30 protein-coding genes are annotated in these 23,904 nt (G+C 57.2%); 26 read left to right on the top strand and 4 right to left on the bottom strand.

What is annotated here, in order from left to right; all coding sequences use genetic code 11:
- Position 1 precedes the first annotated feature (1 nt).
- From PSEBG33_RS10275 to PSEBG33_RS10320, 10 genes are all read left to right on the top strand, one after another.
- The gene (locus PSEBG33_RS10275; RefSeq protein ID WP_005789387.1) at positions 2 to 829 is read left to right on the top strand and encodes a phage minor head protein; all 828 of its coding nucleotides are present in this window, start codon (positions 2 to 4) and stop codon (positions 827 to 829) included.
- Positions 830 to 839: 10 nt separating this feature from the next.
- Complete coding sequence (locus tag PSEBG33_RS10280; protein WP_005789385.1) at positions 840 to 1,316, top strand: phage virion morphogenesis protein; 477 nt, start codon at positions 840 to 842, stop codon at positions 1,314 to 1,316.
- Between the two features lie 236 nt (positions 1,317 to 1,552).
- Positions 1,553 to 2,572: a hypothetical protein gene (locus PSEBG33_RS10285; protein ID WP_005789383.1), complete on the top strand. Its 1,020-nt coding sequence runs from the start codon at positions 1,553 to 1,555 to the stop codon at positions 2,570 to 2,572.
- Positions 2,573 to 2,580: 8 nt separating this feature from the next.
- Positions 2,581 to 2,949, top strand: a complete 369-nt coding sequence (locus PSEBG33_RS10290; RefSeq protein ID WP_005789381.1) for a head decoration protein — start codon at positions 2,581 to 2,583, stop codon at positions 2,947 to 2,949.
- Between the two features lie 13 nt (positions 2,950 to 2,962).
- Positions 2,963 to 3,943, top strand: a complete 981-nt coding sequence (locus PSEBG33_RS10295; protein WP_005789379.1) for a major capsid protein — start codon at positions 2,963 to 2,965, stop codon at positions 3,941 to 3,943.
- Between the two features lie 3 nt (positions 3,944 to 3,946).
- The gene (locus PSEBG33_RS10300; protein ID WP_005789377.1) at positions 3,947 to 4,378 is read left to right on the top strand and encodes a gp436 family protein; all 432 of its coding nucleotides are present in this window, start codon (positions 3,947 to 3,949) and stop codon (positions 4,376 to 4,378) included.
- Positions 4,378 to 4,866 (top strand): Gp37 family protein, encoded by a 489-nt coding sequence (locus PSEBG33_RS10305; protein ID WP_005789375.1) that lies wholly within the window; start codon positions 4,378 to 4,380, stop codon positions 4,864 to 4,866. The genes PSEBG33_RS10300 and PSEBG33_RS10305 overlap by 1 nt, the downstream gene beginning before the upstream one ends.
- The gene (locus PSEBG33_RS10310; RefSeq protein WP_005789373.1) at positions 4,863 to 5,117 is read left to right on the top strand and encodes a hypothetical protein; all 255 of its coding nucleotides are present in this window, start codon (positions 4,863 to 4,865) and stop codon (positions 5,115 to 5,117) included. Before PSEBG33_RS10305 ends, PSEBG33_RS10310 begins: the two co-directional genes overlap by 4 nt.
- A complete protein-coding gene (locus tag PSEBG33_RS10315; protein WP_005789372.1) occupies positions 5,107 to 6,531 on the top strand; it encodes a phage tail sheath subtilisin-like domain-containing protein in 1,425 nt (474 codons plus the stop codon). Before PSEBG33_RS10310 ends, PSEBG33_RS10315 begins: the two co-directional genes overlap by 11 nt.
- On the top strand, positions 6,532 to 7,056 hold the full coding sequence (locus PSEBG33_RS10320; RefSeq protein WP_005789370.1) for a phage major tail tube protein: 525 nt from the start codon (positions 6,532 to 6,534) through the stop codon (positions 7,054 to 7,056). It begins immediately after the preceding gene.
- Position 7,057: 1 nt separating this feature from the next.
- Here the strand turns inward: PSEBG33_RS10320 and PSEBG33_RS28235 are convergent, their stop codons facing one another.
- Positions 7,058 to 7,537: a hypothetical protein gene (locus tag PSEBG33_RS28235; protein WP_005789368.1), complete on the bottom strand. Its 480-nt coding sequence runs from the start codon at positions 7,535 to 7,537 to the stop codon at positions 7,058 to 7,060.
- Between the two features lie 333 nt (positions 7,538 to 7,870).
- Here PSEBG33_RS28235 and PSEBG33_RS10325 point away from each other — a divergent pair, with 333 nt between their 5' ends.
- Positions 7,871 to 8,185, top strand: a complete 315-nt coding sequence (locus PSEBG33_RS10325) for a phage tail assembly protein (RefSeq protein ID WP_005789366.1) — start codon at positions 7,871 to 7,873, stop codon at positions 8,183 to 8,185.
- A 59-nt stretch (positions 8,186 to 8,244) separates the two neighbouring features.
- Here the strand turns inward: PSEBG33_RS10325 and PSEBG33_RS10330 are convergent, their stop codons facing one another.
- Positions 8,245 to 8,505, bottom strand: a complete 261-nt coding sequence (locus tag PSEBG33_RS10330) for a hypothetical protein (RefSeq protein WP_005789363.1) — start codon at positions 8,503 to 8,505, stop codon at positions 8,245 to 8,247.
- A 19-nt stretch (positions 8,506 to 8,524) separates the two neighbouring features.
- Between PSEBG33_RS10330 and PSEBG33_RS10335 the strand changes: the two genes are divergently transcribed.
- The 5 genes from PSEBG33_RS10335 to PSEBG33_RS10350 are packed head-to-tail and all read left to right on the top strand — an operon-like array spanning position 8,525 to position 13,833.
- Positions 8,525 to 11,116, top strand: coding sequence for a phage tail tape measure protein (locus PSEBG33_RS10335; RefSeq protein ID WP_005789361.1), 2,592 nt, complete (start codon positions 8,525 to 8,527; stop codon positions 11,114 to 11,116).
- Positions 11,116 to 11,997 (top strand): phage tail protein, encoded by an 882-nt coding sequence (locus PSEBG33_RS10340; RefSeq protein WP_005789359.1) that lies wholly within the window; start codon positions 11,116 to 11,118, stop codon positions 11,995 to 11,997. Before PSEBG33_RS10335 ends, PSEBG33_RS10340 begins: the two co-directional genes overlap by 1 nt.
- On the top strand, positions 11,997 to 12,203 hold the full coding sequence (locus tag PSEBG33_RS27480) for a tail protein X (RefSeq protein WP_032803617.1): 207 nt from the start codon (positions 11,997 to 11,999) through the stop codon (positions 12,201 to 12,203). The genes PSEBG33_RS10340 and PSEBG33_RS27480 overlap by 1 nt, the downstream gene beginning before the upstream one ends.
- Positions 12,191 to 13,300 (top strand): phage late control D family protein, encoded by a 1,110-nt coding sequence (locus PSEBG33_RS10345; RefSeq protein WP_005789357.1) that lies wholly within the window; start codon positions 12,191 to 12,193, stop codon positions 13,298 to 13,300. Before PSEBG33_RS27480 ends, PSEBG33_RS10345 begins: the two co-directional genes overlap by 13 nt.
- Entirely contained in the window at positions 13,300 to 13,833 is a 534-nt protein-coding gene (locus tag PSEBG33_RS10350; protein ID WP_005789355.1) for a phage baseplate assembly protein V, read from the top strand. The genes PSEBG33_RS10345 and PSEBG33_RS10350 overlap by 1 nt, the downstream gene beginning before the upstream one ends.
- A 1-nt stretch (position 13,834) precedes the next feature.
- On the opposite strand, the gene PSEBG33_RS10355 is transcribed toward PSEBG33_RS10350, so the two are convergent.
- Positions 13,835 to 14,596, bottom strand: a complete 762-nt coding sequence (locus PSEBG33_RS10355) for a hypothetical protein (protein ID WP_005789353.1) — start codon at positions 14,594 to 14,596, stop codon at positions 13,835 to 13,837.
- A gap of 81 nt (positions 14,597 to 14,677) precedes the next feature.
- Here PSEBG33_RS10355 and PSEBG33_RS10360 point away from each other — a divergent pair, with 81 nt between their 5' ends.
- The 7 genes from PSEBG33_RS10360 (at position 14,678) to PSEBG33_RS10375 (ending at position 20,197) form a co-directional block, all read left to right on the top strand.
- The gene (locus PSEBG33_RS10360) at positions 14,678 to 15,055 is read left to right on the top strand and encodes a GPW/gp25 family protein (RefSeq protein ID WP_032803616.1); all 378 of its coding nucleotides are present in this window, start codon (positions 14,678 to 14,680) and stop codon (positions 15,053 to 15,055) included.
- Entirely contained in the window at positions 15,039 to 16,160 is a 1,122-nt protein-coding gene (locus tag PSEBG33_RS10365) for a baseplate assembly protein (RefSeq protein ID WP_005789349.1), read from the top strand. Before PSEBG33_RS10360 ends, PSEBG33_RS10365 begins: the two co-directional genes overlap by 17 nt.
- Complete coding sequence (locus PSEBG33_RS10370) at positions 16,153 to 16,737, top strand: phage tail protein (RefSeq protein ID WP_005789347.1); 585 nt, start codon at positions 16,153 to 16,155, stop codon at positions 16,735 to 16,737. Before PSEBG33_RS10365 ends, PSEBG33_RS10370 begins: the two co-directional genes overlap by 8 nt.
- Positions 16,737 to 18,398 (top strand): gp53-like domain-containing protein, encoded by a 1,662-nt coding sequence (locus PSEBG33_RS29585; protein ID WP_005789346.1) that lies wholly within the window; start codon positions 16,737 to 16,739, stop codon positions 18,396 to 18,398. The genes PSEBG33_RS10370 and PSEBG33_RS29585 overlap by 1 nt, the downstream gene beginning before the upstream one ends.
- 12 nt (positions 18,399 to 18,410) lie before the next feature.
- On the top strand, positions 18,411 to 18,845 hold the full coding sequence (locus PSEBG33_RS27470) for a phage tail assembly chaperone (protein WP_032803615.1): 435 nt from the start codon (positions 18,411 to 18,413) through the stop codon (positions 18,843 to 18,845).
- Between the two features lie 393 nt (positions 18,846 to 19,238).
- Positions 19,239 to 19,433 carry a Com family DNA-binding transcriptional regulator gene (locus PSEBG33_RS28840; protein WP_420066304.1) on the top strand — a complete coding sequence of 65 codons (195 nt, stop codon included), beginning with the start codon at positions 19,239 to 19,241 and terminating at the stop codon, positions 19,431 to 19,433.
- Positions 19,403 to 20,197, top strand: a complete 795-nt coding sequence (locus PSEBG33_RS10375; protein WP_005789344.1) for a DNA adenine methylase — start codon at positions 19,403 to 19,405, stop codon at positions 20,195 to 20,197. The genes PSEBG33_RS28840 and PSEBG33_RS10375 overlap by 31 nt, the downstream gene beginning before the upstream one ends.
- 156 nt (positions 20,198 to 20,353) lie before the next feature.
- Here the strand turns inward: PSEBG33_RS10375 and PSEBG33_RS10380 are convergent, their stop codons facing one another.
- Positions 20,354 to 21,217, bottom strand: coding sequence for an MBL fold metallo-hydrolase (locus tag PSEBG33_RS10380; protein WP_005789343.1), 864 nt, complete (start codon positions 21,215 to 21,217; stop codon positions 20,354 to 20,356).
- Between the two features lie 94 nt (positions 21,218 to 21,311).
- Between PSEBG33_RS10380 and PSEBG33_RS10385 the strand changes: the two genes are divergently transcribed.
- From PSEBG33_RS10385 to PSEBG33_RS10395, 3 genes are read left to right on the top strand one after another with little or no spacing between them, the layout of a single operon-like run.
- Positions 21,312 to 21,647, top strand: a complete 336-nt coding sequence (locus tag PSEBG33_RS10385) for an ArsR/SmtB family transcription factor (protein WP_005789341.1) — start codon at positions 21,312 to 21,314, stop codon at positions 21,645 to 21,647.
- 51 nt (positions 21,648 to 21,698) lie between these two features.
- Positions 21,699 to 22,943: an NAD(P)/FAD-dependent oxidoreductase gene (locus tag PSEBG33_RS10390; protein WP_005789340.1), complete on the top strand. Its 1,245-nt coding sequence runs from the start codon at positions 21,699 to 21,701 to the stop codon at positions 22,941 to 22,943.
- A complete protein-coding gene (locus PSEBG33_RS10395; protein WP_005789338.1) occupies positions 22,944 to 23,750 on the top strand; it encodes a sulfite exporter TauE/SafE family protein in 807 nt (268 codons plus the stop codon). It begins immediately after the preceding gene.
- Positions 23,751 to 23,904: the final 154 nt, after the last annotated feature.

The raw sequence follows: 23,904 nt of genomic DNA, 5'->3' as shown, positions 1-23,904 counted from the left end.
CGTGTCCAACGCAAAAGCACCTAACCCTGTCGACCTCAAGGGTATTTTTGGACTGGAGCCCGAGCAGGCCGTCGCTTACCTAAAATCCAAGGGCTACGCAATCACCTGGAACTGGCAGGACATGCTTGACCAGGCGCACGACCAGGCGTTTACCGTGGCTAAGGCCATGCGCCTCGATCTGCTGTCTGACATTCGCGGTGCCCTGGAGACGGCGTTGCAGGATGGACAAACCCTCAAGCAGTTCATCACGGCGCTGCAGCCGACCTTGGAGTCTCAAGGCTGGTGGGGCAAGCAGGTCATCGTTGACAGCCAGGGCGAGGGTGAACTGGTCCAGTTGGGCAGCCCGCGTCGGCTGAAGACCATCTACCAGACCAACCTGCAGAGCGCTTACATGGCCGGTCGCAAGGCCACTATGGAAGAAACCACTGATACCCATCCGTACTGGATGTACGTGGCTATCCTGGACGGCAAAACACGGCCCAGCCATCGCGCCTTACATGGTCAGGTCTTTCGTCACGATGACCCGATCTGGTCGGCGATCTTTCCACCTAACGGTTTCAACTGCCGTTGCCGCGTTGTTGCGCTGACCGAGGCAGCAGTCAAACGCCGGGGGCTTAAGATCGTTTCAAGCGAAGGCCGCATGTTCACCGAAACGGTCGAAACAGGCGTGGATAAGCGTACGGGCGAGATTCGTACTGCAGAGGTCACCGGCTTGCGTACCACGGATAAGGTGGGCAAGCCCGTAACGTTCCGAACAGATCCGGGGTTCAACCACGCACCAGGTACTGGCCTGGCCGACATGTTGAAGCGTAAACAAACAGCGGCATAAGGGGTTTGACATGATCACAGTAGAGCTGGATCACCAGCGCCTGCAGGACGTTTTGCGCCGGGTGGAGTGGGCGGTGGGTGATGTTGCGCCACTGATGCGTAGTATCGCCGCCGAGATGCTCAGCCAGACTGAGGAGAACTTTGCCGAGGAGGGTCGGCCCGATTGGGCGGATCTTTCAGACACAACCACAGAGCGCCGGGCGAAGAAAGGTAACTGGCCTGGCCAGATATTGCAGGTCAGCGCCGCAGGGCTGGCAGCATCCATCAGCAGCCGTGCCGATGACAGCAGCGCACTGGTCGGCAGTAACAAGCCATATGCCGCAATGATGCACTTCGGCGGTGACAAGTCGGAATTTCCACATCTATGGGGCGACATTCCAGGCCGTCCGTTCCTTCCTATGGACACCGAGGGCCAGCTGCAGCCCGAAGCGGAAGAGTCGATCCTGGAATTGGCGATGCATCACATCGAAAAGGCAGCTCGCCTGTAACGCCCTCAGAGGCGCCTGGGCAGCAATGCGGCTGCGGTTCATCGCACTATAGGGTTGAACAACGTTGTAAACGCTTTATAAAGCCGATCTGCCTTACTCTTTACCAGCGGCGCGAGTGCTGAATGCACCACCGCCGTTCTGGCACTCATCTGAAACTCTTTAAACTCGATTAAAAGCCTTGGGCCGATCACAAGCCCAATCTGTGCGCATCACCTTCAACGGCAGCGTACAGCCCCATGAAACCCATTCACATCTTCAAGTCAGGTCAGCACACCGCAATGGGCGGCGGAAGTTTCGACTTCAGCGAGTCAGACCTCGCCGCCACGGTGAAAGCATACGACCCGACACTGCATGAAGCCCCACTGGTTATCGGCCATCCAAAACATGACGCCCCGGCTGGCGGTTGGGTCAAGTCCTTGTCTCTCGCAGATCACGGCCTAGTCGCCGAGCCTCAGCAAGTGGACGCCGATTTTGCCGAGCTGGTTGCCAAGGGCAAATTCAAGAAAATCTCCGCGTCCTTCTACCAGCCTGATGCCGCCAACAATCCAGTCCCTGGCGTGTACTACCTACGACATGTCGGCTTTCTTGGCGCCCAGCCGCCAGCCGTCAAAGGTCTGCGCCCCGTCGACCTGGCAGAAGGCGAAGAAGGCGTCCTTGAATTTGGCGATTTGGGCGACAGCGTCTCCGCAGGCATTTTTCGCAAATTGCGCGAGTGGCTGATCAGCCAGTTTGGGCAAGCCGTGGCCGACCAGGTCGTGCCCAACTGGGAAGTCGAAACCCTCCTGGCTGATTCGCTCCGCGATGACGGGCCAGCCGCATTCAGCGATCCCGCGCCCAAACCAACCATCGAGGCAACCCTTGTGACTGAAGACGAAAAAAACGCCATTACCACTGAAAACGCTCAGCTCAAAGCCAGGCTCGCCAAGCGTGAAAAGGCAGATATCGAAGCGGCACAAACCGCCTTGCATGCAAAAAACGTCGAGTACGCCGAGCAGCTAGTCGCTGCGGGCATGAAGCCCGTTCATGTACCCGCCATCGTCGCCGTACTGGATTACGCCGAGGGCGGCGTAAAACCACTGGAGTTCGGTGAAGACGACGAGCGCGAGCCTTTGGCCGATGGCTTGAAGAAGGTGTTCAACACCTTGACTGGCTCGGTCAGTTTCAGCGAACAGGCGTCCAAGGAACGGGCTGGCAAGACAACCAAACAATCTCAAAACCCGTTGCTGGCTGATGCCGAAGCCCGCACTCAGAAATAGGAGGTTCCATGGCTAATTTTTCACAACCTAAAAATTTGGGTGACGTGCTGCTGGTTGAGGTCAGCGAGGGCTGGACCAAGCAGAAAGGCACCTTGCTTGCTGGCTCCAAATATTTGCTGGGCCAGGTGCTGGCTAAGGTGGCGGGCAAGTACCAGGTACTCGATCCAGCCGGAGCGGCGGCTGCCAAAAAAGCGGTCGCTGTGCTGGCTGAAGACGTGGATGCCACCGACGGCGACCGCCCTGGCTTGGTGATCGCTCGCGGCGCCGTTGTTGATCCAAATGAATTGGTGTGGCCTGCCGGTTTCACCGATGCCCCCAAAGCAACCGCCCTGGACGAACTCGATGCCCTTGGCATTGTTGCCCGTGCGGCCCTCTGACTAGGAGTACTCCATGAATTTGCAAGACATGTTCAGCATTGCCAACCTGACGGCAGCCGTAAACAAGCTACCCGCTATTCCTGGCAAGGTCGGCGCGATGGGGCTGTTTGACGAAAAAGGTGTCACCAGCACCAGCGTGGTTATTGACGAGCGCGAGGGTCGCCTGGTTTTGGTACCCAACACTTCGCGTAACGATGATCCAGCGCCGGTCAAAGGCAGTAAGCGTTCGCGTAAAACCTTTGAAACCTTGCACTTGCCCGTCAGCCGATCTCTTCTACCAAACCAGCTCCAGGGCATTGCGGCCTTTGGACAGGAAAACTCAGCGGCACCGGTAGCCACCATCATCAACGACAACCTGCAGGAGTTGAAAAACAGCATCGAAGCCACCCGCGAATTCCAGCGCGTTGGTGCCTTGCGCGGCAAATTGCTGGACTCTGACGGTGCTGTTATCACCGACCTCTATAACGAGTTCGGGGTGGAGCAAAAGAAAATCAACGTCAACCTCGGCAGTGCTACCACCAACGTTCGCAAGGCGTGCCTGGACGCCAAACGCCATTCCGAATCCAAGCTCGGCGGTGTAATGGTCACAGGGTTTCGCAGCCTCTGCGGGCCGGGTTGGCTGGACGCTTTCGTCGAGCACGAAAAAGTTAAGGCGGCATTTGCCAACTATCAAGAGGCGCAGGACCGTCTGGGTGGCGACGTGCGTTCGGGCTTCACCTTCGGGGGCATCGAGTTTATCGAGTACGACGTGACTGTCAGTGCTCAGCGCTTTATCCCCCTGGATGTGGCCCAGGTGTTCCCTGTCGCCAAGGGCGTGTTCCGCATGTTCAACGCCCCGGCCAACTACAACGAAACGGTCAACACCCTGGGCCTGCCGTTTTACAGCAAGGCTGAGGCACGTAGCTTGGGTAAAGGCTGGAAGTTGGAGGCTCAGAGCAACCCATTGGCCTTGTGCTTGCTCCCTGAAGCCCTGGTCGAATTGAAGATAGGTTGACCCATGCGCTACTGCACCCGCGCCGATATCGGCAACGCCATCCCCGAAATAACGTTGATCCAGCTTTCCAATGATGACCCGGCTGCAGAGCAGCCGAACGAAAACGTCATTGGTGACGGCGTGCGCCAGGCTGAAGAGTTGGTGGATGGTTATCTGCGCGGGCGTTACAACCTGCCGCTGGACCCGGTGCCCACCGTTTTGCGCGATGCGGTGGTGTATTTGGCGCGGCACTGGCTCTATCAGCGCCGTCCGGAAGGGGCGATGCCGGACCCGGTCAAGGACAGCCGCAAGGACACCATCAAGCTGCTGGAAAGCATCCGCGATGGTGTGGTCACCCTGGGCATGCCAACCGGCCAGGCGGCACCAGAGCCTGGTGAAATCAAAGTCCGTGCCCGCCGCTCGCAGTTCACGGCTGATCAATGGGAGCGCTACTGATGAGCCAGCCCAAGGCAAAGACCCAAACCGAGCAGTTGCTGGATGCCTTTATCGCTCGGTTAAAAAAGGACTTTGGCCGGGAGCTGTCCGTTGAGCTGTTTCCTGAAAACCCCGCGCTATACCGACTCAACCATACGGTGGGCGCCATTCTGGTGGCTTACGGCAAGTCGACGTTTGGTGCATCAGAAGCCACTGACGCGGTATTCCAAGCCCGCAGCATGAGCTTTCAACTGACCCTGGTGTTTCGCCAGCTTCACGGTTCCGGCGGTGCGATCAGTTTTCTGGATCGGATTCGTGAATGCTTGACCGGCTGGAAACCACCGCATTGCGATATGGCATGCAGGCCATCCGCCGAACATTACATCGGCCAGGTGCAGGGGCTTTGGCAGTACGGGGTGACCATCGCTACTCGCGCCACACAGCTACAAACCATGGGTCCCGAAGACGGCCCGCTATTGAAAGACACCCGCTTTGAGGAACACCCATGAAACTGACCCGATACCTCTACACCGGCCCGCAGAGTTGCGCCTCGCTACGTGTGGGTGAAGAGCGCGAGCTGCTCGATGTGCAACTTCTGCCTGGAGGTGACGTCGAGCTTCCGGCTGATCACGAATACACCGTGGTGCTGCTGGCATTGAAGCACCTGGTGCTTTTGCCCGAGACGTCCGTAGTTCCCACTCCACCGGCTGAGCCTGTAGCCGTCGTCGAGAAGAAAGGAGCCAAACAAAATGGCAGCTAACTATTTGCATGGCATCGAGACCATCGAAGTCGAACGCGGCCCTCGGGCTATCCGTGTGGTCAAGTCAGCGGTCATTGCGTTGGTCGGCACCGCGCCTATTGGACCGGTCAACGAGCTGACACTGTCGCAAACCGAAGTGGACGACGCCAAGTTCGGCCCAGATCTGGAAGGTTTCAGCATCGCTGAGGCACTGGCGGGCATTCATGCCTTCGGCGCCGGGACCGTGTTGGTGGTCAATGTGCTGGACCCGGCAGTCCACCGCAGTAATATCGTCGGGCAGGCTCGCCAGTTCGGTGACAACGACCTGCTGCAACTGCAGCACGGTGCCTTGCAAGTCCTTGCGTTGAAGTCTGAGGACGGTACCAACACTTATGTAGCGGACACCGACTATTCAGTGAACCTGCTGACCGGTCGTGTCACGCGTAAACCTTCGGGCGGTATTCCTGCCGCTGCCAAGGTGAAGGCGGACTACACCCACACAGATCCGAGTAAAGTCACCCCAGCCGATATTATCGGCGCCGTCACCGTGGCCGGTCGCCGTACAGGCTTGAAGGCGTTTCCAGACAGCTACAACCTGTTCGGGTTCTTCCCCAAGGTTTTCATTGCGCCAGGCTTTAGCACCTTGAACAGCGTGAGTGTCGAACTGATTGCGTCGGCGACCCAGTTGAGCGGCGTTGCTTACATCGACGCCCCCATCGGCGCCACAGTGCAACAGGTAATTGCTGGCCGGGGCCCACTCGGCACCATCAACTTCAACACCAGCAGTGACCGGGTACGTCTGTGCTACCCACATGTGAAGATCTACGACGCACGCACCAACGGCGAGCGCCTGCAGCCGCTGTCGGTCCGCGCGGCGGGCCTGCGGGCCAAGGTCGATAACGACAGTGGCTACTGGTGGTCCAGCTCCAACCAGGAACTAGTGGGCGTCATCGGCCTGGAGCGGCCATTGACGGCGCGGGTCGATGATCCCAACAGCGAGGTCAATCTGCTCAACGAAAACGGTATCACCACCGTGTTCAATTCGTTCGGCACGGGCTTGCGTCTGTGGGGCAACCGCACCGCCGCCTGGCCGACCGTGACCCACATGCGCAACTTCGAGAACGTGCGCCGGACCAAAGACGTGGTCGACGAATCGATTCGTTACAGCTCGCTGCAATTCGTTGACATGCCAATCACCAACTCGCTGATCGACAGCATCACGGAAAGCGTGAACCAATTCATGCGTAAGCTGATTGGCGACGAGGCGCTGCTCGGTGGTGAGTGCTGGTATGACCCTGCACGCAACCCGCAGACCGAGATCGAGGCCGGACATTTGCTGTTCAGCTACAAACTGACGGTGCCTCTTCCATTTGAACGCGGCACCTTTGAAACCGAAATCACCGGGGAATACCTGGTCAACCTGGGAGCCGCATAAATGGCCGGTTTTAGCGCACATCGGATCGCCAACGCGTCGGTCTACCTGGATGGAAATAGTTTCTTTGGTCGCTGCGAGGAGATTGATCTTGGCTCTGTGAAAACAGTGATGTCGGATTTCCAAGGGCTGGGCTTGGTAGGTCTTATCGAACTGCCAGATGGCATCGACAAGCTGGAAGGCAAGATCGTTTGGAACAGCCTCTATTATGACGCAGCTAAGAAGCTAGCTACTCCGATGAAGAGCGTGCAGTTGCAATGCCGTTCAAGCGTTCAGGTGGTCAACAGCTCGGGCCTGGTCGACGAGATCCCGCTGGTCACCATGATGACGGTGACCTTCAAGGAATACGCCCTGGGCAACTACAAACCGCGTGATCCAAGCAAGTTCGAATCGCCATTTTCGGCCACGTACGTACGGCAGATACTTGATGGCGAAGAGATCATGCTGCTCGACTATCTGTCCAATATCTTCAAGGTTGGCGGTGTAGATCAGTTGTCCAAATACCGTAAAAATATAGGACAAGCTTGAGTTAACTTCCCGCTAGCTCACTTGCCGTTGTGACAGCCAGCGCGACACCTCGTTTCAGTACACTGGTTGTTAGGTCTCTGATCTGATCAGCAAAGCCGCCTTTAGTCGCTGCAATGAGCTGCTGTCCTAGCGTTTCGGAGTTCTCAAGGCTTTTAGGCGTAGCCTTGAGAACCTCCAGACCTTTTGCGGTGAGGGTCACGTCGATGAACCCAGTTGAGCTCGATATGAGTATGTCTATATAGCCAGCCTTGGCTAACCACTTTGCTGAGTGGACGAAGAAATCCACGGTTTCACGTTCAATCTCAGTCAAGTCTTGGGCACCACCGTACCCTTCCTCAGTTACCGGATCGAATACCCTTTTCTGCATCGTGACGCCTGCAATCTCAGGTTCAAGGCGGGTTGGAACTGGAAAGTGCTGATAAAGATGAGCAAAAATCTTCCCGGTTATTTCGTCAAACCGCTCTATATTCGACTCTGACATATTCGGCCTCGGCTACTTCTTTTTAGAAAGACTATTGATGTAAGACCGTATATGCGGCCGCGCTGCCGCTATCGGGTCCAGCCCTCGTAGCTCTGTGGTTCGTTGATCCCCATTGGGGAGAAAAACGGTCAACGTGTCTCCCTCCACTATGAAGGTTGCCGTGCATTCAATGCCGTTATGCTCAAGCGTGATTTCTTCTTCCATTTTGACCTCCCAGTCTGCTCATCAAAAATTTTCTCTTTAAACTCGATTAAAAGCCAGCGCTCCGACCAGACGCGATACTCAAGGCTCTCATAGAGCAACCGATCACTCGATCAACCTGGAGTATCAAACGTGGCCGACCAAGTCAGTCTCACCCTCAAGTTCCCCTTCAAATCAGGCACAGGTGACCAGCTCAAATCCCTGCCTATCAAACGTCTCAAGCGCAAAGACATCAGCGCAGCCCAGGCAGTAGCCAAGGACGAAGGCGCCATGGAAGACATGCTATGCGCCAAGATGCTCGGCATCACCCTGGAAGATCTGCTGGAATTCGATATTGCTGACTCTAAGTCAGCCACTGAGGTGTTGCGGGAAATGTCCCACGGACGAGACCTTGCTGCATTCCTGGGACGAAGCGCTGCTACTGGTACTGAGGATGCAGCCGTCTGAAATCGACGAGCTGGAGATGGAGCGGTACTGGTTTTGGGTCGATGTATGTCAGCGAGAGATTAACCGCCGGATCGAATTTTCCGAGCAGATGAACCGCTGATCAAAGTCACCAAGCCAACTACCACTCCCGCTAGCAATGCGCCGCCCGCTGCGATAGGGGCGGCTACCAGCGCCAGCAACGGCAGGCCCAGGCAGAACATCAGCACCGCAGCCCACAATGGCAGGTTTGCCAGGCAAAGCCAGGCAAGCCAGATCACACCGACGCCGATGGCCAGTGCATATAGGGTTTTGGCGGTGAGCAGAGCGGCTTTTTCAAACATGCTTGCAGCGTAGCAAATTATGGCTAATGAAGTCCTGGTCGGATTAAAGATCGGTGCCGTGGTATCCGGTAGCCTGCATGCCGCGTTTGGCTCGGCGAAGTCGACCGTGCAGCAGTTGGGCCGCGCTACCGATGGCTTGACTACCAAGCAGAAGCTGATGGGGGCGGAGCTGGCGGCTTCTATTGCCCGAGGCGGTACCGGCGTTGAACGCCTGCGCCGTCAGTACGACCAGGTCGGTCGTACCATTGAACAGCTCAAGACCAAGCAAGAACGCCTCAATACCAGCATTGCCCGTGGTGAAACGCTGAAAAACAAGCGTGGTGATCTGCGTGGGCAAGCGGTGGAAACTATCGGTACTGGCGTGGCCCTGGGCGCGCCAGTGGTGCAGTCGGTGCGCACGGCCATCGAATTCCAGGACCAAACCCGCGACATATCTATTACCGGTGGCTTTGACGAGGCTGAGGAACAACGCCTAAGTAATGTGATGCGCGGCGCCGCTCTGAGGTGGAACCAAACTCAAACCGAAGTTGCCAAGGGTACGGGCGTCCTGATTGCAGGAGGTATCTCAAGCGCAAAAGAGCTTGCTGCGTACGCGCCAGTAATGGCCAAAACCGCTACCGCAACCCGAGCCAGCATGGACGATCTTGGGGCTGTCGCTATCGCACTGAACGATAACCTGGGTATCGGCGCCGCTGGGTTAGAGCGTGCAATGAATATCCTTGCCTATGCAGGCAAGCGAGGCCAATTCGAACTGGCAGACATGGCTAAATGGCTGCCGCAGCTCACGCCGCAATTTGCTGCGCTGGGTGTTACAGGCGAGCGTGCGGTCGCAGAAATTGGCGCATCGTTGCAAATCGCACGTAAAGGCGCCGGAAGTAACGATGAGGCTGCCAACAACTACAAGAACTTCCTTTCTAAATTGACCGCTCCTGACACTTTGAAGTCATTCAGCGACGCGGGCATTGATCTTAAAACATCAATGACTAACTTGATCAGCTCAGGGCTTACTCCCACGCAAGCCATGCTGGACATCATCACAAAATACATGGGCACTAAAAGCCCAAAAGCAGCATCCGAATTTCAAAAGGCGATGTCGCTCAAAGATCAATCAGAGCGAGAGACAGCACTAAATCGCATCAACGAAGCTTATAAGCTCGGAGAACTGTTCCGGGATATGCAGGTATTGTCATATCTCCGACCAGCGCTCGCGAACCGGTCGGAACAAGCAGACATCCAAAAAGGAGGAATGGGGTCTGCTGACCAGGGCGTGCTTGAACAGGACTGGAAAAAGCGTATGGGTAGCCCCAAAGAGGAGCTGAAGCGCCTGGGAGTGAACCTATCAGACATTGGCATCTCGCTGGGAAGCGCCCTTATACCTGCACTGGTGGACGTGACCCAGGCACTTGTACCTGTGATGGCTTCGTTCTCAACATGGGCCAGTGAAAACCCCACCATCATCAAAGGCGTTGTCGGTCTCGTCGGCGGCCTGCTCGCGGGCAAGCTTGCCTTCATCGGCCTGGCCTACGGCGCTAATCTGGTTATGTCGCCGTTCGTGGCAATGTCCACCACCATCACTACCGTATCGGCCAAATGGACGTTGTTGCGTGGTATGTGGCAGGTGGGCAAGTTTGCCCCTCTGGTCAGCGGCCTGTCCCGTGTTGGCGCGGGTTTGCTCACTGTGGCCAAGTACAGCGGGTTGTTCTTGCGCGGGGTCACTATGGCATTGGGCGCGCCGTTGCTGATGGCGGCCCGAGGTGGGTTGTTCCTGGGCAAAATCCTCGGCGGCACTTTGCTGTTCGGGCTCAAGCTTGCCGGACAGGCAGTCCTCTGGCTGGGCAGAGCCTTACTGATGAACCCCATCGGTTTGTTGATCACAGGTATTGCCTTGGGCGCGTATCTGATCTACCGCTACTGGGAACCCATCAAGGGCTTCTTCAGCGGCTTATGGACAGAGGTCAAGGCGGGCTTCAATGGCGGGCTGTCTGGTATCACCGGATTGATTCTTAACTTTTCACCGCTAGGGCTGTTCTACCGCGCCTTCGCTGGAGTAATGAGCTATTTCGGAGTGGAGCTGCCCGGTAAATTCAGTGAGTTCGGCGGGATGCTGGTGACGGGGCTGATTAGCGGCATCAGCAACATGGCCAGCTCGCTGAAAGACAGCGTGGTGGGCATTGGCTCCTCTGTTAAGGGCTGGTTTACGGAGACCTTGGGCATCCAGTCACCGAGCCGGGTTTTCATGGGGTACGGCGCAAACATCAGCGAAGGCGCGGCAATTGGCATCACGGCGCAATCCGACCTGGTGCGCCGAGCAGCCCTGGGAATGGCGGGTCAGTCGAAGGTCGACATGCTGCCGCCCAACCCGGCTGAAGTATCCAGAGCGAGCATGATGGGCGGCTTTTCAAGCCCAGGCCAAGGCGGCGCACCTGGTGCAACAGGGCAGCCCACTTACCATTACTCGCCACAGATCACGGTATCCGGTGGCGCGAACATCCGTGACCAGGTGGTGCAAGGATCGCAGGCCGGTTACGCGGACTTTGTGAAGTTCATGGAGCGCTACAGCCACGACAGGCGCCGCCGCAGTTATGACTCATCTGATGAAGGATTTGCCTGATGTTTGCGATTCTTGGCGATATCGAGTTCACCGTTGCAGGTGGTATCAGTGGGCTGGAGCAAAGTGGCTCTGCCGACTGGGCTGAGCATTCTCGTATCCAGGGTAAGCCACTGCTGGAGTGGATTGGCGAAGGCTTGGACACCTGCAACCTGACGGTAGAACTTCACCCGGTGCTGGGTGATCCCGATGAGCGCTTGCGGGCTCTTCGCCAGGCCAAGAGCAAGCACGAGCCGCTGGCATTCGTCATGGGCAGTGGCGAATACCTGGGTGCCTATGTCATTACCGATATCGGCAACACGATCCGTCGAGCCACCGCTGTCGGTCAGATTACGGCGGCCACAGTGCAGGTGAGCCTGAAGGAATACACCGGGTCGTTTAATCGTAAGGTTCTGCGGCCAGGGCTGCTCGATCCCGCCTTGAGCGGAACAGCTGCAGCGGGCATGGGGTCACCTGGGCTGATATCAAAACTCACGCCACCCGCCAGCCCGACCCAGTTGGCTATTGGTCACGCTAAAACCGTTGGCAATGTATTGCGGGCGGGGAAAAACCTCTATGACTCCGTCAAGAGCGGCAGTCCGTCGATGATTCTGGGCCAGGTACCGCAGTTGCTGAATATCACTGCGCGGGCTATCGAGCCGCTCCAAGGTTTTAAGCTGGCAGCTGAGCTGCTCGATGACGGCTCCGATCTGTCGCGCCTGAGTGACAACGTGCTGGGCAACGTAATGGGGTCTCGGTCGAGCCTTGATCCGGTTGACCTTGGCAACATCGTCGACCGGTTCAACAGCTCACACGAATCCCTCAACCAGGCGGCGTCCACCTTGAACGGTGCGGGCACTCGCCTGGCGGGCCTGGCGGCACAAGTCCTGACCCGGAGAGCCTGATGTTTATCACCCACATAACAACTGAGGGAGAGCGCTGGGATCAGCTTGCCTGGCGTTACTACGGTGACGCTCACCACTATTGGCCTATCGTGGAAGCCAACGCCCACGTGCCCATCACTGCGGCTCTCCCGGCTGGTCTGATGCTCGCTATTCCAATGTTAGAGCCAGTGGCGTCAACCGAGGATCTCCCCCCATGGATGCGCTGATTCCCGAACAGGTACCCGAGGCGCGCTTTGTGCTGACCTACCAGCAGCGCAACATCACCCGCGATATCAGCAAGCACTTGCTGTCGTTGAGTTACACCGACTTTTTGACCGGGCAGGCAGACAGCCTGGACATTGAACTGGAGGACATGGAGGGCAAGTGGCGGGACGCTTGGTACCCAGGGCATGGCGACACCTTGCAGCTGTCTATCGGCTGGGAAGGCAAGCCTCTACGGTCCGTGGGCAGCTTTGAAATTGATGAGGTGGAGCTGAACTGCCCGCCCTCGACCATCAACATTCGGGCGCTTGGTGCCGGCATTCAAACGGCGTTGCGGACCACCGAGCATAAAGCCTACGAGAACACGACCCTGGATGCGGTAGCGAAACAGATTGCAACGCGCCAGGGGTTGGAGCTGATTGGGCGCATTGAGCCGATCACACTCGACCGGCTGACCCAGCAAGAGTCGGATCTGACGTTTCTGCGCAACCTGGCGGGTGAGTACGACTACGCCTTCAAAGTGACCGGCAAGCGCATGGTGTTTCATGCGATCAGCGAGTTGTGCAAGGGCGTGCCCGTGGGCAGCCTGGTCCTGCAGGATCTCGCCAGCGTCCGGTTGCGCGACCAGATAACCGTAGTGCCGAAGGCTATCGAGGTGAAACACAAAGACCCTGTCCAAAAGAAACTGATCTCTTACACCATCGTTAATGGCGAAACAGTTGCTGTGCCCAGCAGCTCCAGCAAGACCACCACCAGTGCCGATACCAAGAAACAGCGAGGCCGTAGCAGCTCGACAGAGGTGGCAAAAGCCAAAGCCAAGGGCGACCTCGGCAAGGCTAACCGAGAGCGCACCACGGGCAGTTGGACCAGTATGGGGCGCCCTGATCTGGTGAGCGGTAACGTGGTCACCCTGGTCGCAGCGGGCAAACTTGGCGGCAACTACCTGATCACCGCCTCAAACCACCGCGTGAGCCGTTCCGGCTACACCGTGGATCAAGAGGTCTGCCGCGTCTCGGCGCCCACGATCAGCTTGACGGCGGCCAATACCAAGCCTGACCTGGCGCTGTCGACCCATGGCATGCCGCATGAAGTGGTGGCGTAATGGGCGTTGAACTGGAATACGGTGAGGTCAGCGCTGTGGATTACCCTGGTTGTCGCATCCGCGTGCGACTGGATGACCGTGACGGCGTAGAAAGTTACTGGCTCAACGTGCCTCAGCGTAATACGCAGGGCACAAAGCGCCGTCCGCTCATGCCCGAACTGGGCGAACAAGTGGCGGTTCTGCTCGATGCCGATGGCGTGGGCGGCGTGTACCTGGGCGGGATTTACTCGACTGCCGAACCACCGCCTGTCATAGACGAGGATACTGACTATGTGCGCTTTAGCGATGGAACGGTCTCGACTTACAACCGCGTGTCCGGGGTCATGACGCTGGACTGTGTTGGAGCATTGCTTGTGAAGTGCGGCAGAAACATCATGGTTGAGGCCAATGAGCCAGTAACAGTTAAGGCTCCCTCTGCAGTATTGGACGTCCCGCAGGTGACCCTCAATGGAAACCTGCAGGTGAATGGAAATATCAATGCGACGGGAAAAATCATCGATGCTGCCGGAAACTCAAGTAACCATAGTCATTGATCTAAAGTAGGACAGCGATTTTTGCACCTTTAATAAACTCACCACGGATTGTGTTCCCGTATACCGTCAACTCCTTTGGTCCAATATCGACCCCAGTGCTCTTCAGTCGATAGGTCACCTCCACAGCTGTGATAGGGGTCGAGATCTCAAACAAAGCATCAGGCGCCTCTGGATATTGTTTACGTAGTGCCTCCTCGCTCTTAAGCTCCAAGAATTTCACGGAGACCGCGTCGCCATTGGGATACTTAACTGAGACAGCTTTACCGGATGGTGGGCATTCAACATCCTCTTGGTTGCCATGAACGGTCCAAAAGTTTTCTTCCATCGAGAACCTTGGTTCACCGTTAATGGTCGCCTCTGCGACATTTAGAAGAAGATATCCATCATCATCACGACTAAGCCAAATTACGGGACCATGCTTATGGCTTACAGCCACGTAGGTTTCCAGGAGGAAGCTTCCACCTATGACCATTAACAACTCATTTCTCATCCAGTTAAAACGTCCTTTGACTTGTTCAGCTTCATCCTTCGCTTGCTTCATTTGCCTAAGCTGCTCAATGGTAAAAGCACCTGCGTCTGCTTGTGCGTGGTGCTGAACACACAGAGCTATCATTCCCTCCGGGTTGTGGTGATTCTCTACGTGCCAAGGCGGGTCAAAATGATGCCACTCAAGGTAAGGGCTACCGCAGCCCTTTACAGGGCAGCCGAAACCAACCTCCTTTCTTAACTGCCTGAGTACCGCTACTTTTGGTTTTCTATTCATTTCAGCTCCTAATTGCCTAAGCACGGTCTTCTTTAAACTAGGTTAAAAGCCAAGCGTAGATGGTTTCTCCATCATTGGCACATGACGACTCCCCTTGCTTATACCAGCATCACCGCCGCCCACTGGCAGCCCGCCCTCGGTACACCCGGAGGGGTGGTTGAGGGCCTACGGGACATTGACCAGGCTATTCGAATTATCCTGACCACGCCCAAGGGCAGCGATGCCCACAGGCCCGACTTCGGCAGCGACCTACATCTGTATATCGACTGGCCCACCAACCGGGTCACCCCGCACCTGGTGCGCGAATCGGTTGACGCCATTCGTCGCTGGGAAACCCGCGTTTCCATTGTCCAGGTGCAAGTCAGTATCGACGACGAACACGTCACGGTGCGCGTGCAATGGCGTGTTGCCGATGGCGTTCCTCAACTGACCGAGGTGCCGTATGCGCGAGCTACCTAAGCCCGAGTTCGTCAAGATCGATCCTGCGGCCACAGAGGCTGAGATTATTGCCAGCTACGAGAAAGAGTCCGGCAAGTCGTTGTACCCCGCGCAGATCGAGCGTTTATTCCTCAACCAGGTAGCTTATTCAGAAACACGAATCAAGGCTGCGATCCAGAACGCTGGTGAGAAGCTCCTGGTGCGATACAGCAGCGGGCCGATCCTTGACTACCTGGGCGACCTAGTTGGTACGCCACGCTTGTTATCCGTTGGTGCGGTTTGCACCGTCCAGTTCGATATCGTCGGTGGGCAACCGCAGGATCGTTTGATTCCCGCCAATACACGCCTAACCACTCAAAATGGCGCCGTGGCGTTTCTTACCCGTCAGGAGGCGGTCTTGAAGGCGGGAGCGCTTACTGTGCAGGTGCGGGCTGTCTGCGAGACCCCCGGTGTTATCGGCAACGGTTGGGCTATCGGTCAAATCAATACATTGGTCGGTGAGGGGTTTGCTGGGTTGTCGGCCAGTAATATCACCGTACCTGTCGACGGCGCAGAAGACGAGGTCGATCCTCATTATATAGAACGGATCATTCTTGCCCCCGAGGCTTACACCACAGCAGGCAGTGAGGGCGCCTACCGGTATCACGCGCTATCGGTCCACCAGTCCATCATTGACGTGGCCGTGCGCGGTCCCGAGGACGGATTGCCAGATGGCGAGGTGGCTATTCATCCGCTCACTGAAACAGGTATGCCTACGGCGAACCTCCTGGAGCAGATCGAGCGTTACCTGACCGGCCAGAAACTACGCCCTCTGTGTGACACAGTGCGAGCGCAGATGCCGGAACATATCGACTGGCGTATCAAGGCGCACATCACCCTGTACGCCTGGGCCGAAAGAGAGCCCACTCTGGCTGCAGTACGCAAGGCCGCCGAGAACTATGCCCAGGAACTGCGCGCCAAGCTCGGCCTCGATATCGTGCCCGAGCAGCTCAACGCCCGACTGCAGGTCTCGGGCGTGTACCGCTCAGTCCTGGAGCTACCGGCTGTACCGCTGGCACTAGGTCGACACGGCTGGGCTGACTGCTCCGATATCGAGATCCTCTACGCGGGGGTCGCTGATGGCTGACTTAACCCTACCGCCCGCGCTGGCGGGTGACGAACGCTTTGCACTGCTGTGTAAGCTGCTGGAAGAGCGACACGCGGACATTGATCTGACGCCGATGCTGGTCTATCTCCTCGACTTGGTGAAAACGCCTTTGCTGCCCGTCCTGGCCGACCAGTTCAGCCTGCTAGATGAGGCCGCCTGGTTGTTGGCCGAGTCCGAAGATGCCCGCAGGAATCTTCTCAAAAACGCAGTAGAACTGCACAGGTACAAGGGCACGCCCTGGGCGATCCGGGAAATTATTCGTCTGTTGGGCTTCGGCGAAGTCCAACTGCAGGAGGGCCTCGGCGGTCGCACCTATGACGGCAGCATCAACTTCAACGGGCTTTACGTATACGGCGCTCCCCGCGCCTGGGCGGCGTATCGCGTGACCTTCGCCGAGCCCCTTACCAACGATCAGGCGGCGCTGATCCGCCGCATGTTGTCCACCATCGCGCCTAAGCGGTGCCGCCTTGCCTCACTTGAGTATCAAGCCGTGGCAATCCGATACAACGGCACCGCTCGCTATGACGGGCTGTATAACCATGGGAGCAGTATTTGATGGCCACCTTGCCTGAAACAGAAGATTACGCAGCCGGAACCTACCAAATTGAAACGTCGGATAGGGTGCTAGGTGGCCCTGGTGGCATTGCTAACAAACAAGCTGAGCAGCTAGGTAATCGAACTGCGTGGCTGAAAGCAGCTATCGCAAAAATTGTCAGCGGGAAAACTGCCGTCGGTATGGCTACCCAGCTAGTGACAGCTCGCGTGTTGAGGTTTAAGGGAGCGGCCAGTGGCAGCGGTAACTTCGATGGGAGCGCGGATACGGAAATAGCGTTAACCCTGGCTGACTCAGGCGTCTCGGCGGGTAGCTACACAAAAGTCACATTGAACGCGAAAGGTGTGGCTACCGCAGGTGAAAACCCTCGAACCTTAGAAGGCTACGGAATCACCAACGCTATCGCGGTAGGCCAGCATGGATTAGGCGCATACACCGTTCCTCAATCAGCCATAGATCGTAAGGATCTCCCCGGTGGTTTTTACGCAACACAATCGCAATGGTCATCATTGGGACAGTATTTAAGCGTGCTAAACCTGCCATCGTGGGCGGAGGGCTATCAGGCGCAGCTGGGAATCCAACAGGGAGGGGCAAATGTACGTGCCTTTTTGAGGTCGGTCACAAATGATGGTCAATGGACACCCTCGGCAGAACTGTGGACCAGTGCAAACTTTGATCCTGCGCTCAAAGCCAACAAGTCTGACACCATCGCTGGGTACGGAATCAAAGACGCATACACTATTGCTCAGGTCAATGCATCACTGGCGCAACGAGCGCCTCTGAATAGCCCCACGTTTACTGGACAAGTGAAAGTACCAACTCCAGCCATTGAAGACAGATCTGCGTTGGCTGCGAACACAGAATTCGTTGTCGCTTCAATTTCAAAAGCGATCGCTGGCTTGCTCGACTCTGCACCAGGTGCGCTCGATACTCTCAAAGAGTTGGCCACTGCTCTGGGTAACGACCCGAACTTTGCGGCAACTGTCACCAATGAGTTAGCAAAAAAAGCTCCTAAAGCGACGTCGCTGGACGGGTACGGCATTACCGACGCTATTGCGAAAGGTCAATACGGATTGGGCGCTACGCTGATCCCGGCAGGCGCTATTGACTATAAAGATCTGCCGGGGGGGTTCTACTCGATTGAGAATCAGTGGTCATCGTTCGGTAGCTTCCTGAGTGTTCTGAATCTTCCTTCATGGGCTAAAGGCTTTCCAGCACAGTTGGGCATCCAAGTTGGGGGAGCCCAGGCTAAAGCGTTTGTCAGAGCTGCCGGAAATGATGGTCAATGGACGCAACCCTCTGAGCTATGGACCAGTGCTAATTTCAACCCAGGAACGAAGCTAGATAACGCAGGGATCGTTATGAGCTTGGGTACGAATGGCTTCCTTGCTTTTCCATTCTCACTTGGACGGTTGATCATTCAATGGGGGACCGTGGCTGCGCAGTCGCAAACAGCGCATTCAGTCACCTTTCCTCAAGCATATAACAGTGCCTGCTTTGGTGTGATTACCTCCGTGAACAACAGCGCAGGCTCCAACAATGGAGATTCGGGCTATCAGGTCATATCCAAAACTAATCAGAACTTTACTGCGTTCAGGCAGGACTACAACACCATAAGTCCAGGTGGTGATAGCGGCTATACATGGTTTTCATTCGGCGTATAGAAGGGGCAGGCAATGAGCAAACTATTCAGCAAGTCAACCATGGGTCTCTACGATTCAGAGCTTACAACTTCGCTACCGAATGATGCCGTTGAGATATCCAGCGAGCTATTTCTTCGTCTCATTGAAGGGCCGAGTCAAGGGCTACAGCTTTCCGTCGACACCGATGGACTGCCCTGCCTGGTAGAGGTCAAGCCCAGTCATGAGGAAGCATCGGTTCTTGAACGTAAGTGGCGTGACGCGGCAATGGATCAGACTGATTGGTTAGTCGCACGTCACCGTGATGAGCGGGATATCGGCGGCAAGACAACTTTGGAAGACCAACAGTTTTCGCAACTGCTCGCATATCGACAGGAGTTGAGGCTGTGGCCTGATGCGGCTGATTTCCCAGACATACAAAAAAGGCCGAGAAGCCCTTTATGGCTCACCGACCTGAATTCTAGTCAGTGAAGGGGTACCCATGCGCTTCCAGGAGGGGGGGGGGCAAACACCCCAAGCCATTTAGCCTTAGCTGAACGCGACCGACTGATAGGGACTGCCACGACGTGTATGGCGCCGTTGCGAGACGCAGTGGACCGAGGCGACGCGTCACCCGATAAATGGAGGCATGGAAGCGCTACTGCATAGCCATGAACAGGATTCAGCGTCAGCCTGATTTTCAGAAATTTGTTGATTGGCGTATTTCGCCCATCAATCGCAATCAGCAGTAAAAGAGGGCTGTCAGCTCAGATGTAAGCGCATCCAAGCTGACCGCCAACCAGCAGACCTAGCCTGCAAGCCAGCCAAGGCCCTCCCGCTCACGTGAGCGGGTGGAAGCCTACCAGAAGCGCAAAAGGTTTGCAGATGATGCAAGAAATACGTTGCGGCCACTGTGGCCGAAAGCTAGCCGCTGTATGTGGTTTCACTGAATTACAGATCAAGTGCCCGCGCTGCCGGACGCTTAACCATTTGAAGGCCGAGAGCCTCCTGACATCGCCAACGAGCGCCCCAAGCCTTCAGGAGGCAATATGTCCGCGCAACCGATCATCCCCTGGATAGGTGGCAAACGCCGTCTCGCCGACCGTATCTTCGCGCTGTTCCCGGCTCACAGCTGTTACGTGGAGCCTTTTGCCGGAGGCGCCGCCCTGTTCTTTTTAAGACCGGTACCGGCAGAGGTGGAGGTATTGAATGACGTCAATGGCGATTTGATCAACTTGTATCGGGTGGTACAGAATCATTTGGAAGAGTTCGTCAGGCAGTTCAAATGGGCTTTGTCGAGTCGCCAAGTGTTCAAATGGTTGCAGATGACAAGGCCAGAGACGCTCACCGACATCCAGCGGGCCGCCAGGTTTTACTACCTGCAGCAATCCGCCTTCGGCGGACGCGTTGATGGGCAAACGTATGGAACCGCTACCACCACCCCCCCAGGACTAAACCTACTGCGCTTGGAAGAGACGCTATCAGCAGCGCACCTCCGGCTGAGCAGCACCTATATAGAGCACTTAGGGTGGCAAGAGGTAATGACGAAGTACGACCGTGAACACACACTTTTTTACTGTGACCCGCCGTACTGGCAGACCGAAGGCTACGGAGTTCCGTTTGGGCTAGAGCAGTACGAAGCGATGGCCACACTCTTAAGCAAAATTAAGGGCAAGGCTATCGTTAGCCTGAATGACCACCCGGACATCCGTAGGATATTCGCTGGATTTCACATAGAAACCACTGACATCAAATACACCGTCGGCGGTGGTAAAGGGAGTGATGCAAAGGAGGTGTTGATCTTCAGTTGGGACATTCAGGCCGAACCTGCCGGTCTGTTTTGATATTCTGTTGCAACAGCTGCAAAAGAATCTGAAGCCATTTATCTCAGATTAGAGCGCGAGTTTTTCGCGCTCGGCATCAGGTGTGACAGTCAACTTATGTGTAGCTGATCCACTGCTATCGGGAGCAAGCCCCCTCCCACATTTTTTTACTGTATTTCAAAGTTGGTTGAGGGGGATCTTCAGGTAGGTCACGCCGTTTTCTTCCGCCGGCGGCATATGCCCCGCCCGCACATTCACCTGGATCGCCGGCAGCAACAAGGTCGGCATTCCCAACCCGGCATCACGCTGGGTGCGCATCTCTACAAACGCCGCTTCATCCACCCCATCATGCACATGGATATTCCCCGCCCTTTGTTCCGCCACAGTGGTCTGGCACTTGGCCTCACGGCCCTCGGGCGGGTAGTCATGGCACACATACAGCTTGGTATCCGAGGGGAACGCCAACAGCTTGCGCATCGATGCGTACAACTGCCGCGCATCGCCGCCGGGGAAATCGCAGCGGGCGGTGCCGACGTCGGGCATGAACAGCGTGTCGCCCACCAGGATCAAGCGGCCGTCGATCAAGTAGGCCATGTCGGCAGGGGTGTGTCCCGGCACATGCAGGGCTTGGGCTTTCAAACCGCCGATATGAAAAATTTCATCCGGCGCAAACAGGTGATCGAACTGCGAACCGTCGACGCGAAATTCCGGCTCCAGGTTGAACAGGTTTTTGAACACGCCCTGCACCTTGCTGATCGATTCGCCTATCGCGATCTTGCCGCCCAAGGTGCGACGCAGGTAGGGCGCGGCGGAAAGATGATCAGCATGAGCGTGGGTTTCCAGCAACCACTGCACCTGCAAGCCATGCTCGCGCACGAACGCAATCACCTTGTCAGCCTGGGCGGTATCGGTACGCCCCGACGCCGGGTCGTAGTTGAGTACCGAGTCGACAATGGCGCAGGGGCCGCCATCCGCTTCATAGACGATGTAGGTATAGGTCGACGATGCGTCATCCAGAAAGGCTTGAATCAACGCTGGCATGGCGGCTGTCCCCAATGAAGAAAAAAGTGGTTACAATCAGTTTACGTTTACACATAATGTTTTGAGCTTAAGTGACATAAAGGACCCGAAGCAAATGGAATCTACCTTGAGTGAGGGCGAAGTCGCCCAGTTGCGTGCGTCGGCGTCCAAGGCTTGTTCCTTGCTCAAGGCCCTGGCTAATGAAGACCGACTGTTGATCCTGTGCCAGTTGACCCAGGGCGAGCGCAACGTCGGCGAGCTGGAAGCCCTGACTGGCGTGCGCCAGCCCACGCTGTCACAACAGTTGGGCATCCTGCGCGATGAAGGGCTGGTCGCCACCCGGCGAGAAGGCAAATACATTTTCTACGGCCTGGCCAGCCATGAAGTGATTCAAGTGATGAAGACCCTGTCCGGGCTGTATTGCGGCGCGGTCATAAAAAGCTGGGCGTGACGCCATCCGGCAGCGACCCTTGTGTGCATTGACTCAAAAAGGCAGTAGACAATGACCGAACAACACTGGGGACCGACCATCAGTGGCGATATCGTAGTCATCGGCGGCGGCTCGGCAGGCATCGGCCTGCTGGCCAGCCTGCTCAAGCGCGAGCCGCACCTGAACATCACCCTGATCGAACCTAACGACTACCACTGCTACCAGCCGGCCTGGACCCTGGTCGGCGGTGGTGCCTACGACCTGCAAAAGACCCGCCGCCCCCTGGCCGATGTGCTGCCCAATGGCGTCAGTTGGGTACAGGCCGCCGTCAGCGAAGTGCTGCCCGACGAGCAAACCCTGGTGCTCGACAGCGGTCAGCGCGTCACCTGGCAAAACCTCATCGTCTGCCCCGGCCTGCGTCTGGCCTGGGAGAAAATCGAGGGCTTGCCAGACACCCTCGGCCAGCACGGCGTCACCTCCAACTACAGCTACGAGCACGCCGCGTACACCTGGCAACTGGTGCAGCAGCTCAAGGGCGGCAAGGCGCTGTTCACCCAGCCGGCCATGCCGATCAAATGCGCCGGAGCGCCGCAAAAAGCCATGTACCTGTCCTGTGATCACTGGCTCAAGCAGGGCGCCCTGAAAAACATCGAGGTGGAGTTCAACCTGGCCGGCGCTGCGCTGTTCGGCGTGGCGACCTTTGTGCCGCCGTTGATGAAATACGTCGAAAAATACAACGCGCGCCTGGCGTTCAATTCCAACCTGGTAAAAGTCGACGGCCCGGCGCGTAAAGCCTGGTTCGAAGTCAAGGACGCCGAAGGCAACGTGAGCGTCGAAGAGAAAACCTTCGATATGTTGCACGTCGTGCCGCCGCAGCTGGCCCCGGACTTTATCCGCGAAAGCGAGCTTGCCGACGCCGCCGGCTGGTGCGAAGTGAACCCCCACAGCCTGCAACACCTGCGCTACCCGCACGTCTTCGGCCTGGGTGATGTGTGCGGCACCACCAACGCCAAGACGGCGGCGGCGGTGCGCAAGCAAATCGTGGTGGTGGCCGAAAACCTGCTGGCCCTGCGCAAACAGGCGCCGCTGCCGCTCAAGTACGACGGCTATGGCTCCTGCCCGCTGACGGTGGAGAAGGGCAAGGTGGTACTGGCCGAGTTCGGCTACGGCGGCAAGCTGCTGCCGACCTTTCCCCTGGATCCGACTCGGGCGCGCCGTTCGATGTGGTTCCTCAAGGCCACGCTGCTGCCGTGGTTCTACTGGAACGGCATGCTCAAGGGCCGCGAGTGGCTGACCCGTCTGAGCAAGGTGGACTGAATGCTGCTGGCCAGTCTGTTGGGTGTATTGATGGGCCTGGTCATGGGCCTGACCGGCGCGGGCGGCGGCATCCTTGGGGTGCCGGCGTTGGTGCTGGGGCTGGGGTTGACGATGACCCAGGCCGCGCCGGTGTCGTTGCTCGCAGTGGGCGCGGCAGCGGCGGTGGGGGCCATCGATGGCTTGCGCCATGGCCTGGTGCGTTACCGCGCGGCGTTGTTGATCGCCTTGCTCGGCGCGCTGTTTTCGCCGTTGGGCGTGTTCGTCGCCCACCAACTGTCGGAGCCGGTGCTGATGGGGTTGTTCAGCGCCCTGATGGTGCTGGTGGCCTGGCGCATGCTGCAACGGGAAAAACGCGAGGCGGGGCCGAGTGACCATGGCGCCGCCTCATGGGGCCAGAAGAACTGCATGCTGGATCAACAAACCGGGCGCTTCTCCTGGACCGCCAAGTGCAGCGCCACCCTGGCTGCGCTGGGAGCTGTGACGGGTGCGGTATCGGGCTTGCTGGGCGTGGGCGGCGGCTTCCTGATAGTGCCGGCGTTCAAGCAACTGACCGACGTGCAGATGCGCGGGATCGTCGCCACATCGTTGATGGTGGTCAGCCTGCTATCGCTGATCGGCGTGGCCGGTGCGTTTCATGCGGGCGTGAGCATCGAGCCGGTGGGCTGGGTGTTTATCGGCGCGAGTGTCGTCGGCATGTTGGCGGGAAGGCGGTTGTGTTCGGTCATCCCCGCGCGGGTGTTGCAAGTGGGGTTCGCCAGCCTGTGTGGGGTGGTGGCGATTGGCATGTTTGTCAGCGCGTTGCTCTGACGCGGTAGCGGTGCACGGTCACGAAGTCTTGCAGTTGGTCGGGAACCTCCTCATTGGGTGCTGACACTCAGTGAACGGCCGCAAGCGCCGGACTCCTCGACTACGCATAGGCGTTTTATGACAAGCATTACCGCTGCAAGTACGCATTTTTCGC

This window comes from Pseudomonas synxantha BG33R (assembly GCF_000263715.2).
GTDB lineage: Bacteria > Pseudomonadota > Gammaproteobacteria > Pseudomonadales > Pseudomonadaceae > Aquipseudomonas > Aquipseudomonas synxantha_A.
The sequence above is the reverse complement of the archived record's forward strand: the minus strand, read 5'-3'. Positions and strand labels throughout refer to the sequence as shown.

Coding starts and splice junctions, on each gene's coding strand:
- PSEBG33_RS10280 (WP_005789385.1), top strand. CDS start 840: ATGATCACAGTAGAGCTGGATCACCAGCGCCTGCAGGACGTTTTGCGC.
- PSEBG33_RS10285 (WP_005789383.1), top strand. CDS start 1,553: ATGAAACCCATTCACATCTTCAAGTCAGGTCAGCACACCGCAATGGGC.
- PSEBG33_RS10290 (WP_005789381.1), top strand. CDS start 2,581: ATGGCTAATTTTTCACAACCTAAAAATTTGGGTGACGTGCTGCTGGTT.
- PSEBG33_RS10295 (WP_005789379.1), top strand. CDS start 2,963: ATGAATTTGCAAGACATGTTCAGCATTGCCAACCTGACGGCAGCCGTA.
- PSEBG33_RS10300 (WP_005789377.1), top strand. CDS start 3,947: ATGCGCTACTGCACCCGCGCCGATATCGGCAACGCCATCCCCGAAATA.
- PSEBG33_RS10305 (WP_005789375.1), top strand. CDS start 4,378: ATGAGCCAGCCCAAGGCAAAGACCCAAACCGAGCAGTTGCTGGATGCC.
- PSEBG33_RS10310 (WP_005789373.1), top strand. CDS start 4,863: ATGAAACTGACCCGATACCTCTACACCGGCCCGCAGAGTTGCGCCTCG.
- PSEBG33_RS10315 (WP_005789372.1), top strand. CDS start 5,107: ATGGCAGCTAACTATTTGCATGGCATCGAGACCATCGAAGTCGAACGC.
- PSEBG33_RS10320 (WP_005789370.1), top strand. CDS start 6,532: ATGGCCGGTTTTAGCGCACATCGGATCGCCAACGCGTCGGTCTACCTG.
- PSEBG33_RS28235 (WP_005789368.1), bottom strand. CDS start 7,537: ATGTCAGAGTCGAATATAGAGCGGTTTGACGAAATAACCGGGAAGATT.
- PSEBG33_RS10330 (WP_005789363.1), bottom strand. CDS start 8,505: ATGTTTGAAAAAGCCGCTCTGCTCACCGCCAAAACCCTATATGCACTG.
- PSEBG33_RS10335 (WP_005789361.1), top strand. CDS start 8,525: ATGGCTAATGAAGTCCTGGTCGGATTAAAGATCGGTGCCGTGGTATCC.
- PSEBG33_RS10340 (WP_005789359.1), top strand. CDS start 11,116: ATGTTTGCGATTCTTGGCGATATCGAGTTCACCGTTGCAGGTGGTATC.
- PSEBG33_RS27480 (WP_032803617.1), top strand. CDS start 11,997: ATGTTTATCACCCACATAACAACTGAGGGAGAGCGCTGGGATCAGCTT.
- PSEBG33_RS10345 (WP_005789357.1), top strand. CDS start 12,191: ATGGATGCGCTGATTCCCGAACAGGTACCCGAGGCGCGCTTTGTGCTG.
- PSEBG33_RS10350 (WP_005789355.1), top strand. CDS start 13,300: ATGGGCGTTGAACTGGAATACGGTGAGGTCAGCGCTGTGGATTACCCT.
- PSEBG33_RS10355 (WP_005789353.1), bottom strand. CDS start 14,596: ATGAATAGAAAACCAAAAGTAGCGGTACTCAGGCAGTTAAGAAAGGAG.
- PSEBG33_RS10360 (WP_032803616.1), top strand. CDS start 14,678: ATGACGACTCCCCTTGCTTATACCAGCATCACCGCCGCCCACTGGCAG.
- PSEBG33_RS10365 (WP_005789349.1), top strand. CDS start 15,039: ATGCGCGAGCTACCTAAGCCCGAGTTCGTCAAGATCGATCCTGCGGCC.
- PSEBG33_RS10370 (WP_005789347.1), top strand. CDS start 16,153: ATGGCTGACTTAACCCTACCGCCCGCGCTGGCGGGTGACGAACGCTTT.
- PSEBG33_RS29585 (WP_005789346.1), top strand. CDS start 16,737: ATGGCCACCTTGCCTGAAACAGAAGATTACGCAGCCGGAACCTACCAA.
- PSEBG33_RS27470 (WP_032803615.1), top strand. CDS start 18,411: ATGAGCAAACTATTCAGCAAGTCAACCATGGGTCTCTACGATTCAGAG.
- PSEBG33_RS28840 (WP_420066304.1), top strand. CDS start 19,239: ATGATGCAAGAAATACGTTGCGGCCACTGTGGCCGAAAGCTAGCCGCT.
- PSEBG33_RS10375 (WP_005789344.1), top strand. CDS start 19,403: ATGTCCGCGCAACCGATCATCCCCTGGATAGGTGGCAAACGCCGTCTC.
- PSEBG33_RS10380 (WP_005789343.1), bottom strand. CDS start 21,217: ATGCCAGCGTTGATTCAAGCCTTTCTGGATGACGCATCGTCGACCTAT.
- PSEBG33_RS10385 (WP_005789341.1), top strand. CDS start 21,312: ATGGAATCTACCTTGAGTGAGGGCGAAGTCGCCCAGTTGCGTGCGTCG.
- PSEBG33_RS10390 (WP_005789340.1), top strand. CDS start 21,699: ATGACCGAACAACACTGGGGACCGACCATCAGTGGCGATATCGTAGTC.
- PSEBG33_RS10395 (WP_005789338.1), top strand. CDS start 22,944: ATGCTGCTGGCCAGTCTGTTGGGTGTATTGATGGGCCTGGTCATGGGC.